Genomic DNA, 25,495 nt, shown 5'->3' with positions numbered 1-25,495 from the left:
GATGCACGACGCCACCGCTCCACCCCCCTCCGTCACCCGCTTCCCGGCCTCCGTCGAGAGCGCCCTGCGCGAAGCCGGCTGGCAGCCGGGCCGCTGGGACATCCGCCAGGCCGAACAGTGGGCCGACGCCCTGCGCGAGTACGCCTCCCCCGCCGGCCACCGCCACCAGGTGTTCCCCGCGGCCGTCGAAGCCTGGGCGGAGTTCGGCGGGCTCGGCATCACGGCGCCGGGACCCGGCCGCCAGACGGCCCCCGCCGAGATCCGCTTCGACCCGCTCTGCGGACTCCACCTCGCCCGTACGCTCGCGGACCTCGGCCGCGCACTGGGCACCGAGATGTCCCCGCTCGGCGAGGAGGGCGAGGCCCAGGCGGTCCTCGCCATCGACACCGAAGGCCGGATCTACAGCGTCGACCACACCGGCGACTGGTACCTGGGCCCCGACATCGACCGGGCCCTGACCACCCTGATCACAGGAGTCCAGCCCATCCGCCTGACCTCGGACTGATCAGGCGGCCCGCTCGGGCAGTACGGCAGAGACCCGGAACCCCCCGGAATCCGTCACCCCCGAAACGAACACCCCGCCCAGCGCCATCACACGCTCCCGCATGCCCACGAGCCCATTACCCCCGCTCGGCAGCCCGGCATCGGCGACCCCCGCGTCGGAAGGCCCGTTCTCGACCTGCATGGCGACCTCGCCGCCCCGGTACGCCAGCCGCACCCAGGTCTTCGCCCCGGCCGCATGCTTGTGCACATTGGTCAGCGCTTCCTGCACGACCCGGTACGCGGTCTGCTCGACCAGCGCGTGATAGCCGCGCACCTCGCCCTCGATCTGGAACTCCACCGTCATCCCCGCGGCCCGCGACTGCCCCACGAGCGTCTCCAGCTCATCGAGACACGGCCCGTCCTCCCCAGCGGCCGCAGCCGCAGCAGCGGCCGCGTCCCGTACGGAAGCCAGCGGCACCGCCACCGGCGCCTTCGCGGCCTCCCCGGCCCGCAGCACCCCGAGCATCTCCCGCAGCTCGGTCAGCGCCTGCCGCCCCATGTCCCCCACGAGCGCGGCATTCTTCGAAGCCTTCGCCGCATCCTTCTGGGCCACGGCCTGGATCGCCGCCGCATGCACCACCATCAGACTCACCCGGTGCGCGACGACGTCATGCATCTCCCGAGCGATCCTCGTGCGCTCCTCGGTACGGGCCCACTCGGCCCGCTCCTCGGCACGGTCGGCGAGCAGTACGAGCTCCCGCTCCAGGCTGTCGGCGCGCTCGCGCAACGACTCCATGAGCCGCCGCCGGGCGCCTATGTAGAGCCCGTACAGCACAGGGGGCGCGGTCAGCCCGATCGACATGAACACCGAGACGAGCACCACGAACACGGCGCCGGGATCATCGGCGTCCGATCCCACCCCGTGCCGCAGCCGCACGGACGTCACGATGAACGTCCCCACCAACGACATCGTTGCCAGCACACCGGTCAGCCGGCGGGGCACCTCCGATGCGGCGAGCGTGTACAGCCCGACGAGCCCCATCAGATAACCCATCTGGGCAGGCGTGATCGCGATCGCCACCAGCACTACGGCGATCGGCCACCGCCGCCGCAGCACGAGCGAGGCACCGGCGATCAGCCCGAACACCACCCCGACGGGCACAGGCACCCCGGCCTGCCCCGCAAAAGTCACGCCCTCCAGCGCACACTCGAAGGCCGAGACAACACCCAGCCCCACATCCAGGACGGCACTCCGCCGCCGCTCCCACCACCACCAACCGCGGGAGGTCAACCCCGCGGCGTCATGGTGCTGCGCCCCCGTAACGGTCATGCCGTCCAGCCTACGGGCGGCCGCGTCAAGGCTCCCAGCGTTTTCCGAGGCCGCCGACCTTTACCGTCGCATGGAGGGCGCTCCGTGCGGCATAGTGTTGGGTGCCGATCAGGCGACCCGGCCAAATGTCCGGTTCAGTCGCCTTTGGTCCCCCGTGGTGTAATTGGCAGCACTGAGGCTTTTGGTGCCTTAAGTTCGGGTTCAAGTCCTGACGGGGGAGCTGCTCGGTCCGGGTCCCGGCTGTCACAGCCGGGACCCGCCCCCATTTCCGGCTCAAATCCCCCCGGTATCCTTCGGGTGTCACCCTTCCCCAAGCTCTCGGCTCCGCTCGAGCAGGGGAGACCCCATTCGCCGAAGGGCACCCACCGTGAGCGCCAACAGCCCGGCCGCCGTCGTCGTCCTCGCAGCGGGTGAGGGCACCCGTATGAAGTCGGCCACCCCCAAGGTTCTGCACGCGATCAGCGGGCGCTCGCTCGTCGGACACGTCGTCGCCGCCTCCCGGGAGCTCGACCCCACCCATCTCGTCGTGGTCGTCGGCCACGCCCGCGAGCAGGTGCAGGCGCATCTCGCGGAGATCGACGCCGATGTACGCACCGCCTTCCAGGCCCAGCAGAACGGCACCGGGCACGCCGTCCGGATGGCGCTCGAAGAGCTCGGGGGGCGTGTCGACGGGACCGTGGTCGTCGTCTGCGGGGACACCCCGCTGCTCACCGGCGAGACGCTGACCGCGCTCGCCGCCACCCACGCCGCCGACGCCAACGCCGTCACCGTGCTGAGCGCCGAGGTGCCCGACTCCACCGGGTACGGGCGGATCGTGCGCGACCCGGACACCGGCGCCGTCACCGCGATCGTCGAGCACAAGGACGCCTCCGAGACGCAGCGGGCCATCCGGGAGATCAACTCCGGGGTCTTCGCCTTCGACGGGCAACTCCTCGCGGACGCGCTGGGCAAGGTGCGCACCGACAACAGCCAGGGCGAGGAGTACCTCACCGACGTCCTGTCGATCCTGCGCGAGGCCGGCCACCGCGTCGGGGCGTCGATCGCCGCCGACCACCGCGAGATCCTCGGCATCAACAACCGCGTCCAACTCGCCGAGGCGCGCGCCCTGTTGAACGCCCGTCTCCTGGAGCGGGCCATGCTGAGCGGGGTGACCGTGATCGATCCGGCCACCACCTTCATCGACGTGTCCGTGACCTTCGGGCAGGACGCCCTCGTGCACCCCGGTACGCAGCTCATCGGTGCGACGCACATCGGCGAGGGCGCCGAGGTCGGGCCCAACACCCGGCTCACCGACACCACCGTCCACGCGGGCGCCCGGGTGGACAACTCCGTGGCGACCGGCGCCGAGATCGGCGAGGGCGCGAACGTCGGTCCGTTCGCGTATCTGCGTCCGGGGACGAAGCTGGGGCTGAAGTCGAAGCTCGGGGCGTTCGTCGAGGCGAAGAACTCGTCCATCGGCGAGGGGACGAAGGTTCCGCACCTCTCCTACGTGGGCGATGCGACGATCGGCGACTTCACGAACATCGGGGCCGCCTCCGTCTTCGTGAACTACGACGGCCAGAGCAAGCACCACACCACGATCGGGTCGCACTGCAGGACCGGGTCGGACAACATGTTTGTGGCACCTGTCACAGTCGGGGACGGTGCTTACACCGCCGCCGGGTCCGTGATCACGAAGGACGTTCCGGCCGGCGCACTGGCCGTCGCCCGTGGCCAGCAGCGGAATATCGAGGGCTGGGTGGCCCGGAAGCGGCCGGGCAGCGCTGCTGCTCAGGCGGCTCAGGCCGCCCCCGAGGAGACCTCCGGCGAAAGCTGACCGGAAACGGGTGCGTCGATGTCGGCGTACCGTGATAAATGCACACGGCTGGCTCGCCCAGCAGCAATCCAACACGTCTGAGGAGACTGTGCTGTGACCGGGATCAAGACGACCGGCGAGAAGAAGATGATGCTCTTCTCCGGCCGCGCCCACCCCGAGCTGGCCGAGGAGGTTGCACACAATCTGGGTGTCGACCTCGTGCCGACGAAGGCCTTCGACTTCGCGAACGGTGAGATCTACGTCCGTTTCCAGGAGTCGGCCCGTGGCGCGGACTGCTTCCTGATGCAGAGCCACACGGCTCCGATCAACAAGTGGATCATGGAACAGCTCATCATGGTCGATGCGCTGAAGCGGGCCTCGGCCCGTTCGATCACGGTGGTCGTGCCGTTCTACGGCTACGCCCGCCAGGACAAGAAGCACCGCGGCCGCGAGCCGATCTCGGCCCGTCTGATCTCCGACCTGCTGAAGACCGCGGGTGCGGACCGCATCCTCACGGTCGACCTGCACACCGACCAGATCCAGGGCTTCTTCGACGGCCCGGTCGACCACCTCTTCGCGCTGCCGATCCTCGCGGACTACGTGGGCGCCAAGGTCGACCGCGACAAGCTGACCGTCGTCTCCCCCGACGCCGGCCGCGTGCGCGTCGCCGACCGCTGGTGCGACCGCCTCGGTGCGCCGCTCGCGATCGTGCACAAGCGCCGTGACAAGGACGTCGCCAACCAGGTCACCGTCCACGAGGTCGTCGGTGACGTGAAGGGCCGCGTCTGCGTCCTCGTCGACGACATGATCGACACGGGTGGCACGATCTGCGCCGCCGCGGACGCGCTGTTCGCCAACGGTGCGGAGGACGTCATCGTGACGGCCACGCACGGTGTGCTCTCCGGTCCCGCCGCGGACCGTCTGAAGAACTCCAAGGTCAGCGAGTTCGTCTTCACGAACACGCTGCCCGACCCGGGCGACCTGGAGCTCGACAAGATCACGGTGCTGTCGATGGCGCCGACGATCGCGCGTGCGGTGCGTGAGGTCTTCGAGGACGGTTCGGTCACGAGCCTCTTCGACGAGCAGGCGTAGTTCCCCGCCTCGTAGATCAATTTCTGGTACGGCCTCCCCGCCGGGTAGACTCACTGAGTTGCTCGGCGAGGGAGGCCGTACTGGTTTCAGTACGGGGCTCCGTTATCGACGCGCTCTTCGTAGCAGGCCGCCAGTCGTGGCCGGGTGACCCGTCTTTTTTTCGTCACCCGTCTTCATCTACGAGGAGTGCCACCATGGCCGAGATCAAGCTGACCGCTGAAGTACGCAAGGACTTCGGCAAGGGCGCTGCCCGCCAGACCCGTCGCGCCAACCGCGTCCCCGCGGTCATCTACGGCCACGGCGCCGAGACGGTTCACATCTCCCTTCCGGGCCACGAGCTCATGATGGCGCTCAAGACCAACAACGCCCTGCTGACCCTGGACATCGAGGGCCGCACCGAGCTGGTCATCCCCAAGGCCATTCAGCGTGACGCCATCCGTCGCACCCTGACCCACGTCGACCTGCTCGCGGTCAAGAAGGGCGAGAAGGTCACCGTCGAGGTCACCGTCATCGCCGAGGGCGACCTGGCGCCGGGCGCCAACCTGCTCGAGTACGTCCTGAACACCCTGACCGTCGAGGCCGAGGCCACGCACATCCCCGAGTCGGTCACCGTCTCGATCGCGGGCCTGGACGCCGGTCAGTCCATCCTCGCGAAGGACATCACGCTGCCCGAGGGCACCACCCTCGCCATCGACGAGGACGCGGTTGTCCTCCAGGTCGTCTCGACCCAGGCCGAGGAGCCGGCCGCCGACGCCGACGCCGAGACCACCGAGGCCTGAGCCTCAGTCTCGCGCTGACGCTTTTTTCGCCGTCGACCGCCGCCCTGCTCCAGTGGAGCAGGGCGGCGGTTGGTCTATGAAGGAGACATGGAGATGACGGACCCGACCGCGCCCTGGCTGATCGTGGGGCTCGGCAACCCCGGTCCCGAGTACGCGGCCAACCGCCACAACGTCGGCTTCATGGTCGCCGACCTGCTGGCATCGCGGATCGGCGGCAAGTTCAAGGCGCACAAGGCGCGGGCGCAGGTGGTGGAGGGCCGGATCGGTCCGCCCGGGCCGCTGAACCGGCGTGTGGTGCTGGCGAAGCCGATGTCGTACATGAACCTGTCGGGCGGTCCGGTGACCGGCCTGCGGGACTTCTACAAGGTGGAGACCGCGAACATCGTCGCGATCCACGACGAGCTGGACATCGACTACGGGACGCTGCGGCTGAAGCTGGGCGGCGGGGACAACGGGCACAACGGGCTCAAGTCGATGACGAAGTCGATGGGCCCGGATTATCACCGTCTGCGGTTCGGGATCGGGCGGCCGCCGGGGCGGATGCAGGTCGCGGACTTCGTACTGAAGGACTTCTCCGGCGCGGAGCGCAAGGAGCTGGACTACCTGGTGGACCGGGCCGCGGACGCGGTCGAGGCGCTGGTGGTCGAGGGCCTGGAGCGGGCCCAGAGCGCGTACAACTCCTGACCGGAGTTGATCGGGGTTGACCGGGTGCGGTCCTATGGCCAAGGATCGCGCCGCATGAGCATGAGGCGGAATCTGGCCATCCTGTTGTACGGGTCCGTGGTGGCGCTGGTCCTGGTCGCGGGCGTGTGGTCGTCGTGGGGGACGGCGCAGCACGTGCTGCTCGCGAAGGGCCGGGACCACGGGACGATGACGGTGACCGCGTGCGGGGACGACGTGTGCACGGGCCCGTTCGCGCCGTCGGGCTCGGCGTCGCCGCGTGCGCTGGTACGGATCGACCGGTCGGTGGCGGCGAAGAAGGGCGAGCGTCTGCCGGTGGTGGTGAAGCCGGGGACGGACCAGGTGGTGCGGACGGGGGCGGCGGGGGTGCTGCACGCGTGGCTGCCGCTGGGGGGCGCGATGGTGCTGGCCGCGCTGGTCATTGGGGGCGGGCTGCGGTTCACGCGGACCGCGTGGGGTGTGGGGTTGGCCGGCGCGGCGCTTCTGACTGCGACTTTCGTCGCGCTGTGAGCGGGGGTCCCGAGGGCAGCGCCCCCGAGACCCCCGGCTCGCATCAGCCCGTGTTGCGGAGGCCCGCTGCGACCCCGTTGACCGTCAGCAGCAGCGCCCTGGCCAGCGTCGGGTCCGGCTCCTGACCCGCCTCCGCCGCCGCACGCTGGCGGGCCAGCAGGGAGACCTGGAGGTAGGAGATCGGGTCCAGGTAGGCGTCGCGGATGCCGAACGTCTGCTGGAGCGCCGGGTGGGAGTCGAGGAGCTTCTCGCCGCCCGTGACGCGCAGGACCTCGGCGACCGTCAGCGCGTGCTCGGCCTCGATGTCGGCGAAGACGTGCTTGAGGTTGTCGGGGACGAGCGTGTCGACGTAGTGGCGTGCGATGCGCAGGTCCGTCTTGGCCAGGGTCATCTCCACGTTGGAGATGAAGTTCTGGAAGAAGTGCCAGTGCTCGTGCATTTCGTCCAGGACCGTGTCGAGGCCCGCCTCGCGGAGTGCCTTGAGGCCTGATCCGACGCCGAACCAGCCGGGGACGATCTGGCGGGACTGCGTCCAGCCGAAGACCCAGGGGATGGCGCGGAGTCCGTCGAGGGAGACGCCGGATCCGGGGCGGCGGGAAGGACGGGAGCCCAGGTGAAGGTCGGCGAGCTGGTCGACCGGCGTGGAGGCGAGGAAGTACGTCGGCAGGTCCGGGTCCTCGACCAGCTTGCGGTACGCGGCGTGCGCGGCGTCCGAGACGACCTCCATGGCCGCGTCCCAGCGGGCGAGCGCCTCGTCGGACTGGCGCGGGGCGGTGTGCAGGGCGGAGGCCTGCAGCGTTGCCGCGACGGTCAGTTCGAGGTTTTCGCGGGCCAGGGACGGGATGAGGTACTTGTCGGAGATGACCTCGCCCTGCTCGGTGACCTTGATCTCGCCTTCGAGGGTTCCCCACGGCTGGGCGAGGATCGCGTCGTGCGAGGGGCCGCCGCCTCGGCCGACGGTGCCGCCGCGGCCGTGGAAGAGGCGCAGGCGTACGCCGTAGCGGTGGGCGACGTCGCGCAGGCGGCGCTGCGCGCGGTGGATCTCCCACTGCGACGTCGTGATACCGCCGAACTTCGACGAGTCCGAGTAGCCGAGCATGACTTCCTGGACGTCACCGCGCAGCGACACCAGGCGCCGGTAGGACGGGTCGGCGAGCATCTCGTCGAGGATGACGTCGGCGGCGCGCAGCTCGTCCGTCGTCTCCAGGAGCGGCACGATGCCGATCTTCGCCCAGCCGCCGTGCAGGTCCAACAGGCCTGCCTCGCGCGCCAGTACAGCGGCGGCGAAGACGTCGTCGGCGCCCTGGCACATCGAGATGATGTACGACTCGATGACCTCGGGGCCGAAGCGCTCGAAGGCCCGCTTGATGGTGTGGAAGACGCCGAGCGTCTTCTCGCCGGCGGCGTCGAGCGGTGCCGGACGCGGTGCGAGCGGGCGGCGTGAGCGGAGTTCCTTGGCGAGGAGCTTCTGCCGGTAGTCGCGCGGCATGTCGGCGTACCGCCAGGACTCTTCGCCGAGGCGGTCGAAGAGCTGGCCGAGCGCGTGGTGGTGGGCGTCCGCGTGTTCGCGTACGTCCATCGTCGCGAGCTGGAGCCCGAAGGCGGCCAGGGTGCGGATGGTGCGGTCCATGCGGCCGTCGGCGAAGATCGCGCCGCGGTGTTCGCGCAGGGAGGCCTGGATGAGGGTGAGGTCGGCGAGGAGCTCGGAGGTGCCGAGGTAGTCGCGGCCGTCCTCGTGGGCGGTGCCCTTGGCGAGGCGCTCGCGGGTGTTGACGAGCTTCTGGCGGATGCAGGTGGCCTTGAGCCGGTAGGGCTCTTCGGCGTTGAGGCGCTTGTAGCGGGGGCTGATCTCGGGGAGCCGCTCCAGGTCGCACTGGAGGGAGGTGAGGAGCTCCTCGGTGGCGCCGGCGTAGCGGATGGAGTTGGAGAGCAGTCCGCGCAGGAAGTCGATGAGCTCGATGGCGTCGGTGATGCCGTGCTCGTGCTGGAGGATCAGGACGTCCCAGGTCACCTGGGGGGTCACGTTGGGGTTGCCGTCGCGGTCGCCGCCGATCCAGGTGCCGAAGCTCAACGGCCGGGTGCCGGCGGGGAGTTCGACGCCGACGCGCTCCAGTTCCGCTGCCAGGTCTTCGAGTACGTCGCCGACCGCACCGGCGTGGAGTTCGTCGAGGTAGTAGATGGCGTTGCGTGCTTCGTCGGCCGGTTCCGGACGGACGACGCGGAGCTCGTCGGTCTGCCAGATGAGGTCGATGTTCTCCGCCAGGCGCAGGTCGTGGCGGCGGCGGTCCGCCTCTATGACCGGGGTCTCGAGGAGCTGGGCGATGCGGCGCAGCTTGTTGAGGACGGAGCGGCGGGCGGCCTCGGTGGGGTGCGCGGTGAAGACCGGGCGGACGTTGAGGTGCTTGACCGTTTCGCGCAGGTGCTCGGGGTCGGCGTCCTTGAGGCGGTCGGCGGTACGGGCGAGGAGTCCGCCCTCGGCGGCGCGGACGGCGCGCATCTCGCGGCCGCGGTGGACCTGCTCGGTGACGTTGGCGAGGTGGAAGTAGGTGGAGAAGGCGCGGACCAGCTTGGCTGCTGTCTCCACTTCGGTCTCGCCGAGGAGCTCTGCGGCGGCTTCGCCGTCGGAGCGCGTCAGGGCGCGGACCCGTTCGACGAGCTCGAGGAGCTCGGGGCCTTCCTGCCGTACGAGCGTCTCGCCCAGGAGATCGCCCAGGCGGCGGATGTCGGCGCGCAGCTCGGTGCTGGCGGTGGGGGTCAGGTCGGCACTGCTCACAGGTGCGGCTCCTTGCAGTGTGGGGCACGACTGGCAGGGGATGCGGACCGCGCTGTCCGAATGACACCCAGGATAGGTGTCCATTTCCGTTGTGTTATCCACAGGCCTCTTGCCGCGAGGCTTCGCGCTGCCATACTTACGACGCCGTAGGTTACGGAACCGTAGCCACGGATCAGCCGTACCCCTCACCCCACAGGGAACTCCATGACCATCAGCCCCGAGCTGATCACCGACGCCTCCGAGGAGGCGACCCTCCCCACCGCGACGATGGGCGGGGACAGTAAACGGTCGATCGAACAGATCGCCCTGCTCGCCTTTATCGTGGCGCCTTTCCTGGCAGTGCTGGCGGCGGTGCCGCTGGCGTGGGGCTGGGGCGTGAGCTGGCTGGACATCGGTCTGCTGGTGGCCATGTACTACATCGGCTGCCACGGCATCACGATCGGTTTCCACCGCTATTTCACGCACGGCGCCTTCAAGGCGAAGCGCCCGCTGCGGATCGTGCTCGCGCTGATGGGTTCGGTCGCGGTCGAGGGTCCGCTGGTGCGCTGGGTGGCGGACCACCGCAAGCACCACAAGTTCTCCGACGCCGAGGGCGACCCCCACTCGCCGTGGCGGTACGGGGAGAGCCTGTCCGCGCTGCTGAAGGGCCTGTGGTGGGCTCACATCGCCTGGATGTTCGACGAGGAGCGGACTTCGCAGCAGAAGTACGCACCGGATCTGATCAGGGACCCGGCGATCCGCTGGATCTCACGCAACTTCATCTACTTCACGATGCTGTCCCTCGCCATCCCGCCGATCGTGGGCGGTCTGGTGACGATGTCCTGGTGGGGGGCTTTCACGGCCTTCTTCTGGGGCTCTCTGGTGCGGGTGTCGCTGCTGCACCATGTGACGTGGTCGATCAACTCGATCTGTCACGCGGTGGGCAAGCGGCCGTTCAAGTCGCGTGACCGCTCAGGCAATGTGTGGTGGCTCGCGGTCCTCTCCTGTGGCGAGTCGTGGCACAACCTGCACCATGCGGACCCGACGTCCGCACGGCACGGCGTACTGCGGGGCCAGGTGGATTCCAGCGCACGGCTGATCCGCTGGTTCGAGCAGGCGGGGTGGGCGTACGACGTGCGCTGGCCGTCGGCCGAGCGCATCGAAGCCCGGCGGCAGAGCGAGCTCACAGAAACGGCATGATGGACGACGTGGCGATCGACAGCAGTACCAGCGGCAGCGAGCAGAAAAGGCCCGCTGCGGCGCGGCGCACACGCCGGGTCAGGATGACCGGCAAGGAACGCCGTGAGCAGCTGCTGGACATCGGCCGCATCCTCTTCGCGGAGAAGGGCTTCGAGGGCACGTCGGTGGAGGAGATCGCCGCGAAGGCGGGGGTTTCCAAGCCGGTCGTGTACGAGCACTTCGGCGGCAAGGAGGGGCTGTACGCGGTCGTGGTCGACCGGGAGATGCGCCAGCTCCTCGACATGGTGACGGGCGCGCTGACCGCCGGGCACCCGCGTGAGCTCCTCGAACAGGCGGCTTTCGCGCTGCTCGACTACATCGAGTCGTACACGGACGGTTTCCGGATCCTGGTGCGCGATTCGCCGGTGGCGCAGTCGACGGGGACGTTCGCGTCGCTGATCTCGGACATCGCGACGCAGGTCGAGGACATCCTCGGCATGGAGTTCAAGAACCGCGGCTTCGACTCGAAGCTGGCGCCGATGTACGCGCAGGCGCTGGTGGGGATGGTCGCTCTGACCGGCCAGTGGTGGCTCGATGCGCGCAGGCCGAAGAAGGCGGAGGTCGCCGCGCATCTGGTGAACCTGGCCTGGCACGGTCTGGAGAACCTCGAGGCGAAGCCGCGGCTGATAGGGCATCGCAAGAGCTAACTCGTCACCGGTGCGTCGACGAGTCTGCGGATGGTCATCGGTTCGGCGAGGACCAGGTCGAGAACCTGGGCGACGTGCCGGAAGTGCGGGGTCTCGAAGTGCTCGGCGAGGGCTTCGGGGCCTGTCCACTGTTCGACGACGGCCATCCGGCCCGGCTGGTTGCGGTCGGTGTACGGGCGGTAGGCGAGGCAGCCCGGCTCGTCCAGGGAGGGCTCGATCATGCCTTCCAGGGCGGTGCGGAGGCGGTCCTCCTGGCCGGGGGCGGCCAGGCATTCGGCGATGACGGTGAGGGTCATGGTGCGCTCCTTCTCGTACGGAACAGGTCTTACGGGCGGGCCGGGCCCGTACCGGCGCCCGACGCGGTGATGGCGTCCGCGATCTCCGTCAGGTCGGCGGCGGTCAGCTCCAGTGATCCGGCGCCGGTCCAGCCGTCGACCTGAGCGGCGTTGCGTGCGCCGACGATCGCGCCGGTGATGCCGGGCCAGGCCAGAGTCCAGGCGATCGCCACCTCTGCGACGGTGGCGCCGTGCCGGGCGGCGACGGGGCGCAGGGCTTCGGCGAGGCGGAGGTTGGCGGTCAGGCCCGTGGTGAAGTCCGGGTGGCTGCTGCGCCAGTCGTCGGCGGTCAGGGCCGCTGCCCGCTCGGCGGTGAAGGCGCCGGTGAGCAGCCCGGACTGCATCGGGGAGTAGACGATCACGCCGGTGTCGTGGGCGTGGGCCCAGGCGATCTCGGCGGCGGCGGAGCGGTTGATCGCGGAGAACGGCGGCTGGACGACGTCGACGTGGGCGATCTTCTCGGCGGTGTCGAGCTGGGCGGGGCTGTGGTTGGAGAGGCCGATCGCACGGATCCTTCCCTCGGCCTTCAGGTCGGCCATGAGCTGCCAGTACTCCTCCAGCGGGGTGGCGTCGGCGGAGGCCGCCGCGCTGCCGTCGGTGTAGGAGAAGGGGAGGCCGGTGTCGGGCCAGTGCACCTGGTAGAGGTCGATGTGGTCGGTGTTCAACCGCCGTAGGGAGGCCTCCAGTTCACGGCGTACGCTCGCGGGCTTCATGGTGCGTACGGGTGCGGCGTTCGGGTTCTGCGGGTCCGCGACGAGGCCCACCTTGGTGAAGAGGTAGGGGCGTTCGGCGTCGGACAGGCCGGCGACGGCCTTGGCGACGATCTCCTCGGAGTGGCCGAGGCCGTAGTAGGCGGCGGTGTCGATCCAGTTGACGCCGGAGTCGAGGGCGCGGCGGATCGCGGCGACGGACTCGGTGTCGTCGGTCTCGCCCCAGCTGTAGCTCCAGCCGGATCCTGAGACGGCCCAGGAGCCGAAGCCGACGGAGGTGATGTCGAAGCCGGTGGTGCCGAGGGGGCGGGTGGGGAGGTTGGTGCTCATGGTGGTGTGCTCCTGAGAGGTGCGCGGTGGCGAGGCGCCCTGTGCGTCCCTGCCGTTGGCGGCAACTCTGCTCGCGCGGCGAGCGTCCACCCAGTGGCAGCTCGTGCCTGGGCACGGCGTGACCAGGCTGGGCCGCTCCGGGCGCGGGGAGCCGTGGGGATACTGGGCGCATGGCATTGGACAGACGCGCAGAGCTGGGTGAGTTCCTCAGGTCCCGGCGGGCCCGGCTGCGGCCCGAGGAGCTGGGGCTGCCGCAGTACGGGGGTCAGCGGCGGGTGCCGGGGCTGCGGCGGGAGGAGCTGGCGCTGCTCGCCGGGGTGAGCGTGGATCATTACGTACGCCTGGAGCAGGGGCGGACGCTGCACTTCTCCGAGGCGGTCCTGGACTCGGTGGCCCGTGCGCTGCGGCTGGATGCGGTGGAGCGGGAGCATCTGTACCGGCTGGCGCGCCCCTGGTCGGGGTCGGAGTCCGCGGAGGCTCCTGTGCAGGTGGTGCGGCCCGGTCTGCAGCGGCTGCTGGACTCGGCGGCGGACGTCCCCGCGTACGTCGTCGGCCGCAATACGGATGTGCTGGCGTGGAATCCCCTCGCCGCGGCTCTGATCACGGACTTCGGCGCGCTGGCGCCGGGGCAGCGGAACCTGGCGCGGCTGGTCTTCCTCGACGAGGGGATGCGCCGTCTGTACGTGGACTGGCGGGCCAAGGCGAGCGACACCGCCGCCTATCTCCGGCTGGACGCGGGCCGCCACCCGGACGACCCGCGCACGGCGGAGCTGCTGGCCGAACTCGACGCGTCGGGGCCGGAGTTCGGGGAGGTGTGGGCCGAGCACCTGCTCAAGGACAAGACGCACGGCCGGTACAAGTACGACCACCCGGTGGTCGGCCCGATCGACCTCGGCTTCGAGACGCTGCGGCTGCCGGACGACCCGGACCAGGCGCTGGTCGCGCACACCGTCGAGGAGGGCTCCCCCTCCGAGACGGCGCTGCGACTGCTGGCGGCGTGGGCGCGGGAGAGTCTCCCCGCCGGCTAGTCAGGAGGGGTCGGTCTCCGGGTCGGTGAGGAACAGGCCGAGCGCGAGGGCCGCGACCGGGATCGCGCAGAGGATCGCGAAGACGCCCTGGGGGCCGTACGCCTCGGCCGCGGCGCCCAGTGCGGGGGCGATGAGGCCGCCGACGGAGACGGCGAGGCCGAGGGTGACGCCGGAGGCGGTGCCGGGGCGGGTCGGGAGGTAGTCCTGGCCGAGCTTGATCAGGACGGCGAAGGGGATGTTGAGCGCGATCCCCGCCAGGACCGCGAAGAGCAGCGGGGCGTACGGGCCTGGCGTCAGGCGCAGGCCGATCAGCATGGGGACGGCGAGGGCGCTGCCGAACTGGACGGTGCGGACCATGCCGTGGCGGTCGGCGATGCGGCCGCCGAGGAGGGTTCCCGTGACTCCGCCGACCAGGAAGCAGGCGAGCGCGGTGCCCGCGAGGACCTTGCCGGAGTGCAGGTGGCGGATCCAGTAGAGCTCGATGAAGGTCAGTACGCCGAAGAAGACGACCGAGCGGACGACTTCGACTCCGGTGAGGACCAGGAACGGGTTCCAGCGGTCGGTGCCGGTACGAACAGCCTTTGCGGGCCCGGCAGTTGAGGGCCGGTGCCTGAGCAGGACGAGTGCCATGACGACGGCGGGCGGGATGAAGAGCGCGGTGGCGCCGACGCCCATGGAGACGAGCAGGGGTGTGGCGAGGACGGGGGCGAGGAAGAACCCGACGCTGCCGCCCGCGGCGAAGATGCTCATCGCCCCGGCGGAGTCGCCTGCGGCTTCGCGGGCGGCCTTCCCGGCGGCGGGGTGGAACATGGCGATGCCCAGACCGGAGAGCAGGACGAGCGTCCACACGGCCGCGTACGAGGGCACGAGCCCGGAGGCCCCGAGCCCGATCCCGGCGAGCGCGACTCCGACGCCGGCCATCCAGCGCACGGGCCGCCGGTCCACGATCAGGCCGATGAACGGCTGGGGGACGGAGCTGCCGAGGGCGGCGGCGAGGGTGAGGCCGGAGGCGGCGACGTAGCTGTAGCCGCGGTCGAGGACGAAGTAGGGGACGCAGGCGGGGACGAGACCCTGGTAGAGGTCGTCGACGGCGTGGGCTGCGGCCCACATGCGCATGCGCTGCCAGGAGGAGGGAACGTGCGGGCTGCCGGTGGCGGGGGCCGCAGCCCCGACCGGCGGCTGAGTCCCGGCCCGGGGCTGCGCGGCGGCGGGCGGCGTGCGTACCGCCGCGTCGCGCGGGCCGGCGCCCGGGGTCGCCGCCTGGTCGGGTGCGGGGTGGGGTGGCTTGGTCATGTTCCGAGAATTGCGGATGCCGACCATGGCGGGCTATCAGTAATCTGCCTACTTGTGTCGACAGCCTGCCAACGCCGTGAGAAGCCCGCCCGCGTCCCCCTCGCCCACCAGGAGCGCATCGACTGGCACGACCATGACGACCACCAGCTCATCAGCCCCGGCAGCGGAGTCCTGCACGTCTCGACGGCCCACGGCAGCTGGGTCGTGCCGCCGCACCGGGCCGTCTGGCTGCCCGCGCGGGTGCGCCACGCGCATCAGGCGTACGGGCCGACCGAGCTGCGGGCGCTGACCTTCCCGCGCTCGGCCGATCCGCTGCGGCTCGACCGGCCGACGGTGCTCGCGGTCGGCCCGCTGCTGCGTGAGGTCATCGCCGCGCTGACCCACGAGGGCGAACTGCCGGCCGGCCCCCGGCGCAACCTGGAACGGGTGGCACTGGACCAGTTGCGGCAGGTCGAGGCGCTGCAGGTGCACCTGCCGGCGCTCGCCGACCCCCGGCTGCGGGACGTCGCGCAGCTCCTCGCGGACGATCCGGGCGACGGGCGTACGCTCGCCGGGCTCGGGGCTGCGGTGGGCGCTTCGGAGCGGACGCTGAGCAGGCTGTTCCGGGCCGAGACGGGGATGAGTTTCCCCCAGTGGCGCACCCAGTTCCGGCTGCATCACGCGCTGACCCTGCTGGCGGCGGGCACACCGGTCACGGGGACCGCTGCCGCGTGCGGCTACAGCGGTCCCAGCGCGTTCATCCAGGCGTTCCGGAGCGCTTTCGGTACGACGCCGGGCGAGTACCGTCAGCCGGCGGTCTCGGGCAGTGGCTCCAGGAATTCGAGCCTGTTGCCGACGGGGTCCCAGGAGTAGAAGCGGCGGTGGCCGGGAAGGTCGCCGTCCCATTGCACCCTCGCGCCGTGGGCTGCGATCCGTTCCGCGTACGCCTCGATGTCCGTGACGCGCAGGCCGGGGTGGGCCTTCGCGGACGGGCGGTAGTCCTTCTCGATCCCCAGGTGCAGCTGGACCGCGCCCGCCTGGAACCAGCAGCCGCCGCGGGCCGCCAGGACCGGGGGCTTGGGGATCTCCGTCATGCCGAGCGCGCCCTCGTAGTACGTACGGAGTGCGTCCTCCGTGCCGGGCGGTGCGGCCAGCTGGACGTGGTCGACTGCGGTGAGCATCAGGCCCCCTTGCGGGCTACGGCGAAGATCCGGCGGAACGGGAAGAACGTGCCGTGCGCGGTGGGCGGGTAGGCCTTGCGGAGCAGCGCCGCGTACTCGGCGAGGAAGGCCGCCGTCGCCTCGGGGTCGTCCGCGAGCGCGGTGAGGACCGGGCGCAGGGCCGTGCCCTTCACCCAGTCGAGGACGGGGTCCTCGCCGGTGAGGACCTGGGTGTACGTCGTCTCCCAGACGTCCGGTTCCAGGCCGAGGTCGGCGAGGACGCCGTAGTACTCGGAGGGCTCCAGCACGGCTGCCGTACGGTCGCCGACGCCGTGCAGGCGCGGGCGCCAGCGGGACGATTCGCGGAGCTCGGCGAGGATCGTGTGGCTGGGCGCGGTGAAGTTCCCGGGGACCTGGAAGGCGAAGGTGCCGCCGGGCGCGAGGGCTTCCAGGTGGGCGGGGAAGAGGTCGGCGTGGCCGGGGATCCACTGGTAGAGGGCGTTGGAGGCGATCAGGTCGTACGTCTCGGTGGGCGCCCAGTCGGCGGCGTCGGCCAGCGCGAAGTCGAGGGTGTCGGTGGCGTGCTTCTCGGCCTCCTCCAGCATCTGCGGGGAGTTGTCGTAGCCGGTGATACGAGCCTTCGGCCACCGGTCGGCCAGGACCGCGGTGACGTTGCCCGCGCCGCAGCCGAGGTCGGCGATGCGGGCGGGGTCGCCGGTGACGCGGGCGAGGAGGTCGTGGAAGGGGCGGGTGCGGTGGTCGGCGTGGTTGAGGTACTGGTGCGGGTCCCATACAGGTGAGGTGGATGTCATGGCGTACAGGCTCCCGCCCGAAGTATCTCGATGTCAAGATAGTTGAATTCAAGAGACTTCATGTCGAGGTACCCACTACACTGATCGTCATGGAGGACGAGGTCGACCGGCTGGTCGCTGCATGGCGCCGAGAGCGCCCCGACCTCGACGTGGAACCACTCGAGGTGCTCAGCCGCGTCTCCCGCCTGGCCCGCCATCTGGACCGGGCGCGCAGGCTCGCCTTCTCGGAGCATTCGCTGGAGCCGTGGGAGTTCGACGTGCTCACCTCGCTGCGGCGCGCGGGCGATCCGTACCAGCTCTCCCCCGGACAGCTCCTCACCCAGACGCTCGTCACCTCGGGCACGATGACCAACCGCATCGACCGGCTCGCGAAGAAGGGCCTCGTCGAGCGGCTGCCCGACCCCAGCGACCGGCGCGGTGTGCTGGTGCGGCTCACCCCCGAGGGCCGCGACCGGGCCGACCAGGCGCTGGCCGGGCTGCTCGCGCAGGAACGGGCCATCCTGGGTGAGCTCTCCCGCTCGCAGCGGGGCGAACTCGCCGGTCTGCTACGCCAGTTGACCGCCCCGTTCGACAACGTCCCCGGCTAGGTCGACCGGACCCACACCCGCACGGCGGGCCAGTGCGACCGCGGCGAGGGTGGAGTGGACGCCCAGCTTTCCCAGCACGTTCTGCATATGGGTGCGGACCGTGTGCGGGGAGAGGAAGAGGCGCTCGGCCACGGCCTTCCTGCCCAGACCGGCCACCATGCAGCGCAGCACCTCGCGCTCGCGCGGGGTGAGCGACTCGACGAGCCGTTCGCTCTCGGTGCGGTGCTTGCGGGCCGCGGTCAACTCCCGCAGTACGCCCGTGAGAAGAGCGGGCGGCAGATGCGTCTCGTCACGCAGTACGCCCCGGATGACAGCCAGGAGCCGCTGCAGCGAGCAGTCCTTCGCCACCCAGCCGGATGCTCCCGCCTGCAGCGCGAGCGCCGCCCTGCGCGAGTCGTCCTTCTCGGCGAGTACGACGGTGCGGACCGACGGCTGGCCCGAACGGACGCCCACGACAAGGGAGATGCCGTCGACCAGGCCGTTGTCGCCGCCGTCGGGCACCGCGACCGCGCGCATCCCGAGCTGGGCCGCGGCTGCCGTACCGAGGTCGGCGTCGACCAGCATCACATCAAATCTGCGGCCCTCTGCCGCCGCCCGGTCGAGGCAGCGCAGGGCAGCTGGGCCGCTGCCTGCCGCGGCGACATCCACGTCGGGCTCGGCCGCGAGCGCGGCTGCGAGCGACTCGGCGAAGATGCGGTGGTCGTCGACCACGAGAACCCGGATACGTACCACTTGATTAACCCCCATGCGTCGGGGGACGGACCGGCGCAGGTACGGCGCCCGATGTGAAGGAGGTGCCGGTCCGCACGGCCGCCGCCGTGCATCGACTACTACCCCACCCCGGGCGTCGTACCCGACTGTCTCGCCCCCTGATCAACACCGGCCCCCACCGGTGCTGTGGTTCAGCGTACGGGCGGGGGGCCGGAGGGGAAGGCAATTTGCAGGATTGACCGATGGCTTGTGGGCGATGTGTCGGTTGTGATGCTTTGCGACAGAAGTCGCCCGGGCCAGTGGCATATTCAGGGCTTTGGTACCACCGGAAGGTCCAGTACCGCCCGGCCTCGGGGCGACGGGGCCCAGGCCGCCCTCCGGCCGCCCCTGGCCGCTTGCCCGCCGTAGCCTGGCGTCATACAGGTAGGAGCCGTCCATGAGTGTCGACGCAATCGTGCACACCGAGTTTCCCAAGGGGTACTCGGTCTTCTTCGGTGCCGACGGAAAGGTGATCATGACACCGCGGAGCGAGGAACACTCCAGCACGATCCGCTCGATGCAGATCGACTCGCTCGCCCTCGGCCGTCACGCGAAGGTCACCTCCGACGTGTACATCGACTTCCCCGCGGACGAGAACTCCGCCCCCGATCTCGCGATCCTGCGCGAGGACGCACAGAAGCAGGGCAAGCGGTACAGCTTCGAGGACGTTCTGCTGATCTCCGAGGTCGTCTCGACCTCGTCGGCCCGCAAGGACTACGACGACTGCACCGCCAAGTACGGTCGCTACGGCATTCCCGTCTACCTGATCGTGGACCCCTACGCCCAGGAGATCGTCCTCCACACGCAGCCGACCGGCACCGGTTACGTCGCCGCGCACACCCACAAGTACGGCACCGGCAAGCTCCCCGTCGAGCTGGCCGACGGCCGCGTCTTCACCCTCGACCTCGACGAGCTCCCCCGGACCGAGCCGGAGACCAGCACCCGCTGACCAAGCCGCGCGTGAGGTGGAGGTCATCCCTCCACCTCACGCACCCGTTCGTACGACGTGGTGGTTCAGCTCAGGCGGTGCGCGCCCGCCGAAGGGGTCGCCTCGAAGACGCGCGGGGCCGCGTGGCCCGCTGCCGCGAAGGCCTCTTCGATCGACTTCGTGATCGTTTCCGCGTCCGTCGCCTCCAGGAGCACGATCGCCGAGCCGCCGAAGCCGCCGCCCGTCATCCGGGCGCCGACCGCGCCGGCCGCGACCGCCGTGTCGACGACCAGGTCCAGCTCCTCGCAGGAGATGCGCAGGTCGTCGCGGAGCGAGGTGTGGCCCTCGACGAGGACGGGGCCTATGGCGCGGATGTCGCCCGCGTCCAGGAGCTCGATCGTCTGCTCGACGCGGTGGTCGTCGGAGACGATGTGGCGGACGTAGCGGCGGATGCGCTCGTCGTCCAACTTGGCCAGGGCGGCCGGGAGTTCGCTGTACGGGACGTCCCGGAGGTGGCTCACGCCCAGCTGCCGCGCGCCCTCCTCGCAGCCCTCGCGCCGCTCGGCGTACGCCCCGTCGCCCAGCGCGTGCTTGACGCGCGTGTCGACGACCAGGAGCTGCAGGCCCTGGGCGGCGAGGTCGAAGGGGACCTGGCGGGTGGAGAGGTCGCGACAGTCCAGGTAGAGGGCGTGGCCCTCGGTGCAGCAGGCGGAGGCCGTCTGGTCCATGATCCCGCACGGGACGCCGACGAAGGCGTTCTCGGCGCGCTGGGCGATCACGGCCAACTCCTGTGCGGAGAGGCCCAGTTCGTACAGGTCGTTGAGCGCGAGTGCGGTCACGATCTCCAGGGCCGCCGAGGACGAGAGGCCCGCGCCCGTCGGGACGGTGGAGGTGAGGTGGATGTCCGCGCCCGTGACCGCGTGGCCCGCCTCGCGCAGCGCCCAGACCACGCCTGCCGGGTACGCGGCCCAGCTGGTGTTGGTGAGGGGTTCGAGTTCATCCACGTGGAGCTGGACGATGCCGCCCTCGATGTCGGCCGAGAAGAGGCGGAGGATTCCGTCCGTACGGCGCGACACCTCGGCGACCGCCGTGTGCGGCAGCGCGAGGGGCATCACGAAGCCCTCGTTGAAGTCCGTGTACTCGCCGATCAGGTTGACCCGGCCGGGTGCGGCCCAGACCCCCTCGGGGGCGGTCCCGTACAGCTCCTGGAAACTCATGCCTCAGCAACTCCCTTGTTCTGAGCGAATGCCCACGCATCGGAGACGATGCCGGCCAGGTCGGGGCGGGAGGGCTGCCAGCCCAGCCGCTCGCGTGCGGTGTCCGCGGAGGCGACGAGGGCGGCCGGGTCGCCGGCGCGCCGCGCCTCGGTGATCTCGGGGATCGGGTGACCGGTGACCTTGCGGACCGTGTCGACGACCTCGCGGACCGAGAAGCCGGTGCCGTTGCCGAGGTTGCAGATCAGGTGCTCGCCGGGGGTGGCCGCGGCCAGGGCGAGGAGGTGGGCCTCGGCGAGGTCGGCGACGTGGATGTAGTCGCGGACGCAGGTGCCGTCGGGGGTCGGGTAGTCGTCGCCGTAGACCGAGATCGCGTCGCGCTTGCCCTGGGCGACCTGGAGGACCAGGGGGATGAGGTGCGACTCGGGGTCGTGGCGCTCGCCGTACGTGCCGTAGGCGCCCGCGACGTTGAAGTAGCGCAGCGAGGTGGCCGCCAGGCCGTGGGCCGCGCACTCTCCCGTGATCATGTGGTCGACGGCGAGCTTCGTCGCGCCGTACGGGTTGGTCGGGGAGGTGGGGGCGGACTCGCGGATCGGGACCGACTCGGGCTCGCCGTACGTCGCCGCCGTCGAGGAGAAGACCAGGGTGCGGACGCCCGCCGAGCGCATCGCGGCGAGGAGGGCCGTCGTACCGCCGACGTTGTTCAGCCAGTACTTCTCCGGGTTGGCGACGGACTCGCCGACCTGGGAGGAGGCGGCGAAGTGCAGGACGCCGTCGTACGAGGAGTCGAGCCACTTGTCGGCGTCCTGGATGCGGCCCTCGATGAAGTGCGCGCCTGCGGGGACGCCCTCGCGGAAGCCGGTGGAGAGGTCGTCGAGGACGGTGACCTCGTGGCCGGCCTCCAGCAGGTGCGCCGCCACGACGCTGCCCACATAGCCCGCGCCGCCCGTCACCAGGTACTTGTTGCTCACTTGCTCGCTACCTCTCGCAGTCGCTCTGCCGCGGACTCCGGCGGCACGTCGTTGATGAAGACGTTCATGCCGGACTCGGAACCCGCGAGGAACTTCAGCTTGCCGGAAGTGCGGCGGATGGTGAAAAGCTCCAGATGCAGGGCGAATTCGTCCCGGTTGACGCTGTGTCCGTCCAGTTCGCCGAACGGCGCCTGGTGCCAGGCCGAGATGTACGGCGTCGGCGGCTCGCCCTCGCCGAAGATCCGGTCGAAGCGCCTCAAGAGTTCCAGGTACATCTGTGGGAACTCTGTGCGGGCGTCCTCGTCGAGGAAGCGGAGGTCGGGGACGCGCTTGCGCGGGTAGAGGTGCACCTCGTACGGCCAGTGCGCGGCGTACGGGACGAAGGCCACCCAGTGCTCGCCCTCCATGACGATGCGGGAGCCGTCCGCGAGCTCGCGGGCGACGACGTCGTCGAAGAGGTTGCCGCCGCTGGTGGCTTCCGCGAACGCGTCGGCGCTGCGCAGCATCGCCTCGGTGCGCGGGGTGATGAAGGGGTAGCCGTAGATCTGGCCGTGCGGGTGGCCGAGGGTGACGCCGATCTCGGCGCCGCGGTTCTCGAAGCAGAACACCTGCTTGACCTGCGGGAGTTCGGCGAGCTCCGCGGTCCTGTCGGTCCAGGCCTCCAGGACCAGGGCCGCCTGCTCGTCCGTGAGGTCGGCGAAGGACGCGTCGTGGTCGGAGGTGAAGCAGACGACCTCGCAGCGGCCGGAGTCGCCGGCGAGGGACGGGAAGCGGTTCTCGAAGACCGCCACGTCGTACTCGGGCGCCGGGATTTCGCTGAGCCGTCCGTTACGGGAAGGACAGAGGGGGCACTCGTCGGCCGGGGGGTGGTAGATGCGCCCCTGGCGGTGCGAGGCGACGGCGACCGCGTCACCGAGCAGCGGGTCGTGACGGACCTCGGAGGCGGTGGAGACCGGGTCGAGAGGGCGCAGGTCGGCGTCGTCTCGTACCGCGTCGTCGCGTGAGTCGTAGTAGAGCAGCTCACGACCGTCGGCGAGCCGGGTCGATGTCTTCTTCACGCTGGCGCTCCTCGCACTGCAACACACACGCACACTCAACAGAACCGAACATAACAAACCACAAGCCAACAGCGCAGTCAATGGGTGTGACGCCTTCAACAGGCAAGCGCTTTCCCTCGCGCAACATCAGGACAAAACGCCCTCTGCGATCACAATCCAACAAACAACCTCAACAAAACTGTTCACTTCCTGAACTCGGAAGCGTAAGTTCCGGTCCTGTTCAGTTCGCGCAACGAAGCGAGTACCCCCATGCACACTCTCGCCGCAGGGCTCCGGCTCCCCACCAACGGGCTCGATTACGCGATCATGGCGATCTACTTCGTCGTGGTCCTCGGCATCGGCTTCGCGGCCCGTGCCAGCGTGAAGACCAGTCTCGACTTCTTCCTCTCGGGCCGCTCACTGCCGGCCTGGGTCACCGGCCTGGCATTCGTCGCGGCCAACCTCGGCGCGACCGAGATCCTGGGCATGGCGGCGACGGGCGCGCAGTACGGCGTCGCGGTCGTCCACTGGTACTGGATCGGCGCCATCCCGGCCATGGTCTTCCTCGGCCTGGTGATGATGCCCTTCTACTACAAGTCGAAGGTGCGCTCCGTACCGGAGTTCCTGCTCCAGCGCTTCGACAAGTCCGCCCATCTGCTGAGCTCCATACTCTTCGCCTTCGCGGCGATCCTGATCGCGGGCGTGAACCTCTACGCCCTGTCGATCGTCGTGGAGGCGCTCCTGGGCTGGCCGCAGTGGGTCGCGATCGTGGTCGCGGGCCTCTTCGTCCTCCTGTACATCACCATCGGCGGTCTCTCGTCGGCGATCTACAACGAAGTCCTGCAGTTCTTCGTGATCCTCGCCGCGCTCATCCCGCTCACCATCCTCGGCCTGAAGAAGGTCGGCGGCTGGGACGGGCTGACGGACTCCCTGGAGAAGAGCCACGGCCACAGCTTCCTCTCCGCCTGGGACGGCACGGCCATCGGCCAGGCCAACCCGCTCGGCGCGAACTGGCTGACGATCATCCTCGGCCTCGGCTTCGTCCTCTCCTTCGGCTACTGGACGACCAACTTCGCCGAGGTGCAGCGCGCACTCTCCGCCAAGAACCTCTCGGCCGCCCAGCGCACCCCGCTGATCGCCGCGTTCCCGAAGATCTTCATCGTCTTCCTGGTGATGATCCCGGGCCTGGTCGCCGCCGTCGTCGCCCCGAAGATCGGGCTCTCCGGCTCGGGTCTGCAGTACAACGACGCGATCCCGCTGCTCATGCAGGACCTGCTCCCCAACGGTGTCCTCGGCATCGCGGTCACCGGTCTGCTCGCCGCGTTCATGGCGGGCATGGCGGCCAACGTCTCGTCGTTCAACACCGTGTTCACGACGGACATCTGGGCGCGGTACGTGAAGAAGGACAAGCCGGACGCGTACTACCTGCGCTTCGGCCGCCTCATCACGGCCGTCGGCGTACTGGCCTCCATCGGCACGGCCTTCATCGCCTCCTCGTTCTCCAACATCATGGGGTACCTGCAGACGCTGTTCTCCTTCTTCAACGTCCCGATGTTCGTGGTCTTCATCATCGGAATGTTCTGGAAGCGCGCGTCCATGAAGTCCGGCGTCTGGGGCCTGCTCGCGGGCACCTCGGCCGCCATGCTCAACTACTTCTGGATCTACAAGCAGGGCGTCATCTCCATCCCCACCGACCAGGGCGCCAACTTCGTCTCCGCGATCGTCGGCTTCGTCGCCGGTGCGGTCGTCATGGTCGTCGTCACGCTCTTCACCGCGCCGAAGCCCGAGGCCGAACTCGCGGGTCTCGTCTACGGCACCAAGTCCCCGGACATGGAGGAGCCGCCCGCCGAGGGCGACGACGCCTGGTACCGCAAGCCGGCACTGCTCGGCTGGGGCGCGATCGTCCTCGCCGCGCTCTGCTACATCCCGTACTCGATCTGATCGGAGGCAACCACCATGTCTGAGCTGCACAAGGAAGTCTCCGAGCTGGAGGCCAAGTCGGCCACCGCCGCCCGTCTCTTCGACATCCGGCGCATCATCGGCGGACTGTTCGTCGTCTACGGCGTCATCGTGACGATCGCCGGGATCACCGTCTCCGACGCCGACATGAAGAAGGCGCAGGGGGTCAACATCAACCTCTGGACGGGGCTCGCGATGCTCGCCCTGGGGCTGTTCTTCCTCGTCTGGCTGAAGCTGCGCCCGGTCGTGGCGCCGCCGACGCCGTCGGAGTAACTCCCCTGGACAGGGCCGGACTTCACACGCTGAGGTCCGGCCCTGTTTCCGTACCCCCGAGCTGCAGGGACGCGCTGACCGTCGCCCGGTCGAGCAGCCCGGTGCGCGCCGCGAGGGCCGCGGCCTCCAGGCGTGAGCCGACGCCGAGCTTCATCAGGACGCGCTGGACGTGGGTGCGGGCGGTGCTCGGCGCGATGCCCATCCCGGCCGCGATCAGCCGGGTGTCCTCGCCGTCGGCCACCCGTACGAGCACCTCGATCTCGCGCGGGGTCAGCATCTGCAGCAGGCGCTGGCCCTCGTCGTCGGGCTGGGCGGCCGGGTTGAGGAGTTCGGCGAAGGCGCCCTGCAGGAGCTGCGGCGCGACGGCCGCCTCCCCCGCTCTGGCCTTCACCATGGCGCGCTCGACGCCCTCGATGCGCTCGTCGTGGCGTACGTAACCGGATGCGCCCGCGGCGAAGGCGGCCGCGATGCCGCGGGGGCTCGGCACCGGGCCGAGCACCACCACGGCGACCTGGGGGCGCTCCTTCTTGATCCGCACGATGGGGTCGAAAGCCCCTGGTTCGGCGGGTGTTGCCGTACCGAAGAGGCAGACCTCGGGCGCGCGGCCGATCACCAGCTCGGCCGAGCCGCCGGTGGGTGCGGCCGCGGCGAGCACGCGGTGGCCGCGCAGTTTCAGCGCCGAGGCGAGTGCCTCGGCGAGCAAGCGGTGGTCGTCGACCACCATGAGCCGCACGCCCATAGAGCTACCCCCCACAGTGTGACCCCCACGGAGCAGGCCCCCCGGCCCTCCTGACCCGGCAAGCTACACGCTTGTTCGACGT

Annotated in this window: 26 protein-coding genes and 1 tRNA gene; 15 read left to right on the top strand and 12 right to left on the bottom strand. The window is 70.0% G+C overall.

Annotated features, from left to right (window positions below):
* The first annotated feature begins 1 nt into the window (after window position 1).
* On the top strand, window positions 2-505 hold the full coding sequence (locus OG707_RS23935) for an SUKH-3 domain-containing protein (protein ID WP_329121589.1): 504 nt from the start codon (window positions 2-4) through the stop codon (window positions 503-505).
* Here OG707_RS23935 and OG707_RS23930 read toward each other — a convergent pair whose 3' ends face one another.
* Window positions 506-1,813, bottom strand: a complete 1,308-nt coding sequence (locus OG707_RS23930; protein ID WP_329121587.1) for a sensor histidine kinase — start codon at window positions 1,811-1,813, stop codon at window positions 506-508.
* A 148-nt stretch (window positions 1,814-1,961) separates the two neighbouring features.
* On the opposite strand from OG707_RS23930, the gene OG707_RS23925 reads away from it, so the two are divergent.
* The 6 genes from OG707_RS23925 to OG707_RS23900 all read left to right on the top strand — a co-directional run bounded on the left by OG707_RS23925 (window position 1,962) and on the right by OG707_RS23900 (window position 6,670).
* A tRNA-Gln gene (locus OG707_RS23925) sits at window positions 1,962-2,033 on the top strand.
* A 147-nt stretch (window positions 2,034-2,180) separates the two neighbouring features.
* Window positions 2,181-3,629: a bifunctional UDP-N-acetylglucosamine diphosphorylase/glucosamine-1-phosphate N-acetyltransferase GlmU gene (glmU, locus tag OG707_RS23920; RefSeq protein WP_329121585.1), complete on the top strand. Its 1,449-nt coding sequence runs from the start codon at window positions 2,181-2,183 to the stop codon at window positions 3,627-3,629.
* A 93-nt stretch (window positions 3,630-3,722) separates the two neighbouring features.
* Complete coding sequence (locus tag OG707_RS23915) at window positions 3,723-4,700, top strand: ribose-phosphate diphosphokinase (protein ID WP_329121583.1); 978 nt, start codon at window positions 3,723-3,725, stop codon at window positions 4,698-4,700.
* Window positions 4,701-4,894: 194 nt separating this feature from the next.
* Window positions 4,895-5,479 carry a 50S ribosomal protein L25/general stress protein Ctc gene (locus OG707_RS23910; RefSeq protein ID WP_329121580.1) on the top strand — a complete coding sequence of 195 codons (585 nt, stop codon included), beginning with the start codon at window positions 4,895-4,897 and terminating at the stop codon, window positions 5,477-5,479.
* Window positions 5,480-5,572: 93 nt separating this feature from the next.
* Window positions 5,573-6,163 carry an aminoacyl-tRNA hydrolase gene (gene pth / locus OG707_RS23905; RefSeq protein WP_329121578.1) on the top strand — a complete coding sequence of 197 codons (591 nt, stop codon included), beginning with the start codon at window positions 5,573-5,575 and terminating at the stop codon, window positions 6,161-6,163.
* A gap of 60 nt (window positions 6,164-6,223) precedes the next feature.
* Window positions 6,224-6,670 (top strand): hypothetical protein, encoded by a 447-nt coding sequence (locus OG707_RS23900; RefSeq protein ID WP_329127941.1) that lies wholly within the window; start codon window positions 6,224-6,226, stop codon window positions 6,668-6,670.
* A gap of 43 nt (window positions 6,671-6,713) precedes the next feature.
* On the opposite strand, the gene ppc is transcribed toward OG707_RS23900, so the two are convergent.
* Window positions 6,714-9,443, bottom strand: coding sequence for a phosphoenolpyruvate carboxylase (ppc, locus tag OG707_RS23895; protein WP_329121576.1), 2,730 nt, complete (start codon window positions 9,441-9,443; stop codon window positions 6,714-6,716).
* Between the two features lie 204 nt (window positions 9,444-9,647).
* Here ppc and OG707_RS23890 point away from each other — a divergent pair, with 204 nt between their 5' ends.
* Together OG707_RS23890 and OG707_RS23885 are read left to right on the top strand one after the other, a co-directional pair.
* On the top strand, window positions 9,648-10,622 hold the full coding sequence (locus tag OG707_RS23890) for an acyl-CoA desaturase (RefSeq protein ID WP_329121574.1): 975 nt from the start codon (window positions 9,648-9,650) through the stop codon (window positions 10,620-10,622).
* Window positions 10,619-11,308 (top strand): TetR/AcrR family transcriptional regulator, encoded by a 690-nt coding sequence (locus OG707_RS23885; protein ID WP_329121572.1) that lies wholly within the window; start codon window positions 10,619-10,621, stop codon window positions 11,306-11,308. Before OG707_RS23890 ends, OG707_RS23885 begins: the two co-directional genes overlap by 4 nt.
* On the opposite strand, the gene OG707_RS23880 is transcribed toward OG707_RS23885, so the two are convergent.
* Together OG707_RS23880 and OG707_RS23875 are read right to left on the bottom strand one after the other, a co-directional pair.
* On the bottom strand, window positions 11,305-11,604 hold the full coding sequence (locus OG707_RS23880) for a putative quinol monooxygenase (protein WP_329121570.1): 300 nt from the start codon (window positions 11,602-11,604) through the stop codon (window positions 11,305-11,307). The two genes, OG707_RS23885 and OG707_RS23880, sit on opposite strands and share 4 nt — an antisense overlap.
* A gap of 29 nt (window positions 11,605-11,633) precedes the next feature.
* A complete protein-coding gene (locus OG707_RS23875; RefSeq protein WP_329121568.1) occupies window positions 11,634-12,683 on the bottom strand; it encodes an aldo/keto reductase in 1,050 nt (349 codons plus the stop codon).
* A gap of 170 nt (window positions 12,684-12,853) precedes the next feature.
* Here OG707_RS23875 and OG707_RS23870 point away from each other — a divergent pair, with 170 nt between their 5' ends.
* Window positions 12,854-13,711, top strand: a complete 858-nt coding sequence (locus OG707_RS23870; protein WP_329121566.1) for a helix-turn-helix transcriptional regulator — start codon at window positions 12,854-12,856, stop codon at window positions 13,709-13,711.
* Here OG707_RS23870 and OG707_RS23865 read toward each other — a convergent pair whose 3' ends face one another.
* A complete protein-coding gene (locus OG707_RS23865) occupies window positions 13,712-15,004 on the bottom strand; it encodes an MFS transporter (RefSeq protein ID WP_329121564.1) in 1,293 nt (430 codons plus the stop codon).
* Window positions 15,005-15,058: 54 nt separating this feature from the next.
* Here OG707_RS23865 and OG707_RS23860 point away from each other — a divergent pair, with 54 nt between their 5' ends.
* Window positions 15,059-15,856 carry an AraC family transcriptional regulator gene (locus OG707_RS23860; RefSeq protein WP_329121562.1) on the top strand — a complete coding sequence of 266 codons (798 nt, stop codon included), beginning with the start codon at window positions 15,059-15,061 and terminating at the stop codon, window positions 15,854-15,856.
* Here OG707_RS23860 and OG707_RS23855 read toward each other — a convergent pair.
* Both OG707_RS23855 and OG707_RS23850 read right to left on the bottom strand, forming a co-directional pair.
* Entirely contained in the window at window positions 15,790-16,164 is a 375-nt protein-coding gene (locus tag OG707_RS23855) for a VOC family protein (protein ID WP_329121559.1), read from the bottom strand. The genes OG707_RS23860 and OG707_RS23855 overlap by 67 nt on opposite strands.
* Window positions 16,164-16,955, bottom strand: coding sequence for a trans-aconitate 2-methyltransferase (locus OG707_RS23850; protein ID WP_329121557.1), 792 nt, complete (start codon window positions 16,953-16,955; stop codon window positions 16,164-16,166). Before OG707_RS23850 ends, OG707_RS23855 begins: the two co-directional genes overlap by 1 nt.
* Before the next feature lie 89 nt (window positions 16,956-17,044).
* Between OG707_RS23850 and tamR the strand changes: the two genes are divergently transcribed.
* Window positions 17,045-17,542 (top strand): MarR family transcriptional regulator TamR, encoded by a 498-nt coding sequence (gene tamR, locus OG707_RS23845; RefSeq protein ID WP_329121555.1) that lies wholly within the window; start codon window positions 17,045-17,047, stop codon window positions 17,540-17,542.
* On the opposite strand, the gene OG707_RS23840 is transcribed toward tamR, so the two are convergent.
* Window positions 17,501-18,274 carry a response regulator transcription factor gene (locus OG707_RS23840; protein WP_329121553.1) on the bottom strand — a complete coding sequence of 258 codons (774 nt, stop codon included), beginning with the start codon at window positions 18,272-18,274 and terminating at the stop codon, window positions 17,501-17,503. The two genes, tamR and OG707_RS23840, sit on opposite strands and share 42 nt — an antisense overlap.
* Window positions 18,275-18,689: 415 nt before the next feature.
* On the opposite strand from OG707_RS23840, the gene OG707_RS23835 reads away from it, so the two are divergent.
* Window positions 18,690-19,241: a Uma2 family endonuclease gene (locus OG707_RS23835; RefSeq protein WP_329121551.1), complete on the top strand. Its 552-nt coding sequence runs from the start codon at window positions 18,690-18,692 to the stop codon at window positions 19,239-19,241.
* A gap of 65 nt (window positions 19,242-19,306) precedes the next feature.
* On the opposite strand, the gene galK is transcribed toward OG707_RS23835, so the two are convergent.
* From galK to galT, 3 genes are read right to left on the bottom strand one after another with little or no spacing between them, the layout of a single operon-like run.
* Window positions 19,307-20,437: a galactokinase gene (gene galK / locus OG707_RS23830; protein WP_329121549.1), complete on the bottom strand. Its 1,131-nt coding sequence runs from the start codon at window positions 20,435-20,437 to the stop codon at window positions 19,307-19,309.
* Window positions 20,434-21,405 (bottom strand): UDP-glucose 4-epimerase GalE, encoded by a 972-nt coding sequence (galE, locus tag OG707_RS23825; RefSeq protein WP_329121547.1) that lies wholly within the window; start codon window positions 21,403-21,405, stop codon window positions 20,434-20,436. The genes galK and galE overlap by 4 nt, the downstream gene beginning before the upstream one ends.
* Entirely contained in the window at window positions 21,402-22,463 is a 1,062-nt protein-coding gene (gene galT / locus OG707_RS23820) for a galactose-1-phosphate uridylyltransferase (protein WP_329121545.1), read from the bottom strand. The genes galE and galT overlap by 4 nt, the downstream gene beginning before the upstream one ends.
* A gap of 249 nt (window positions 22,464-22,712) precedes the next feature.
* Between galT and OG707_RS23815 the strand changes: the two genes are divergently transcribed.
* Window positions 22,713-24,383 carry a sodium:solute symporter family protein gene (locus tag OG707_RS23815; protein ID WP_329121543.1) on the top strand — a complete coding sequence of 557 codons (1,671 nt, stop codon included), beginning with the start codon at window positions 22,713-22,715 and terminating at the stop codon, window positions 24,381-24,383.
* A gap of 15 nt (window positions 24,384-24,398) precedes the next feature.
* A complete protein-coding gene (locus tag OG707_RS23810; RefSeq protein WP_329121541.1) occupies window positions 24,399-24,674 on the top strand; it encodes a hypothetical protein in 276 nt (91 codons plus the stop codon).
* Window positions 24,675-24,696: 22 nt separating this feature from the next.
* Here OG707_RS23810 and OG707_RS23805 read toward each other — a convergent pair whose 3' ends face one another.
* On the bottom strand, window positions 24,697-25,413 hold the full coding sequence (locus OG707_RS23805) for a helix-turn-helix transcriptional regulator (protein ID WP_329121539.1): 717 nt from the start codon (window positions 25,411-25,413) through the stop codon (window positions 24,697-24,699).
* Between the last annotated feature and the right edge of the window lie 82 nt (window positions 25,414-25,495).

Source organism: Streptomyces sp. NBC_01465, from assembly GCF_036227325.1.
In the GTDB taxonomy this organism is placed as follows: Bacteria; Actinomycetota; Actinomycetes; order Streptomycetales; family Streptomycetaceae; genus Streptomyces.
Note: the sequence above shows the minus strand (reverse complement) of the source record. Positions and strands in the feature narration are given on the sequence as shown.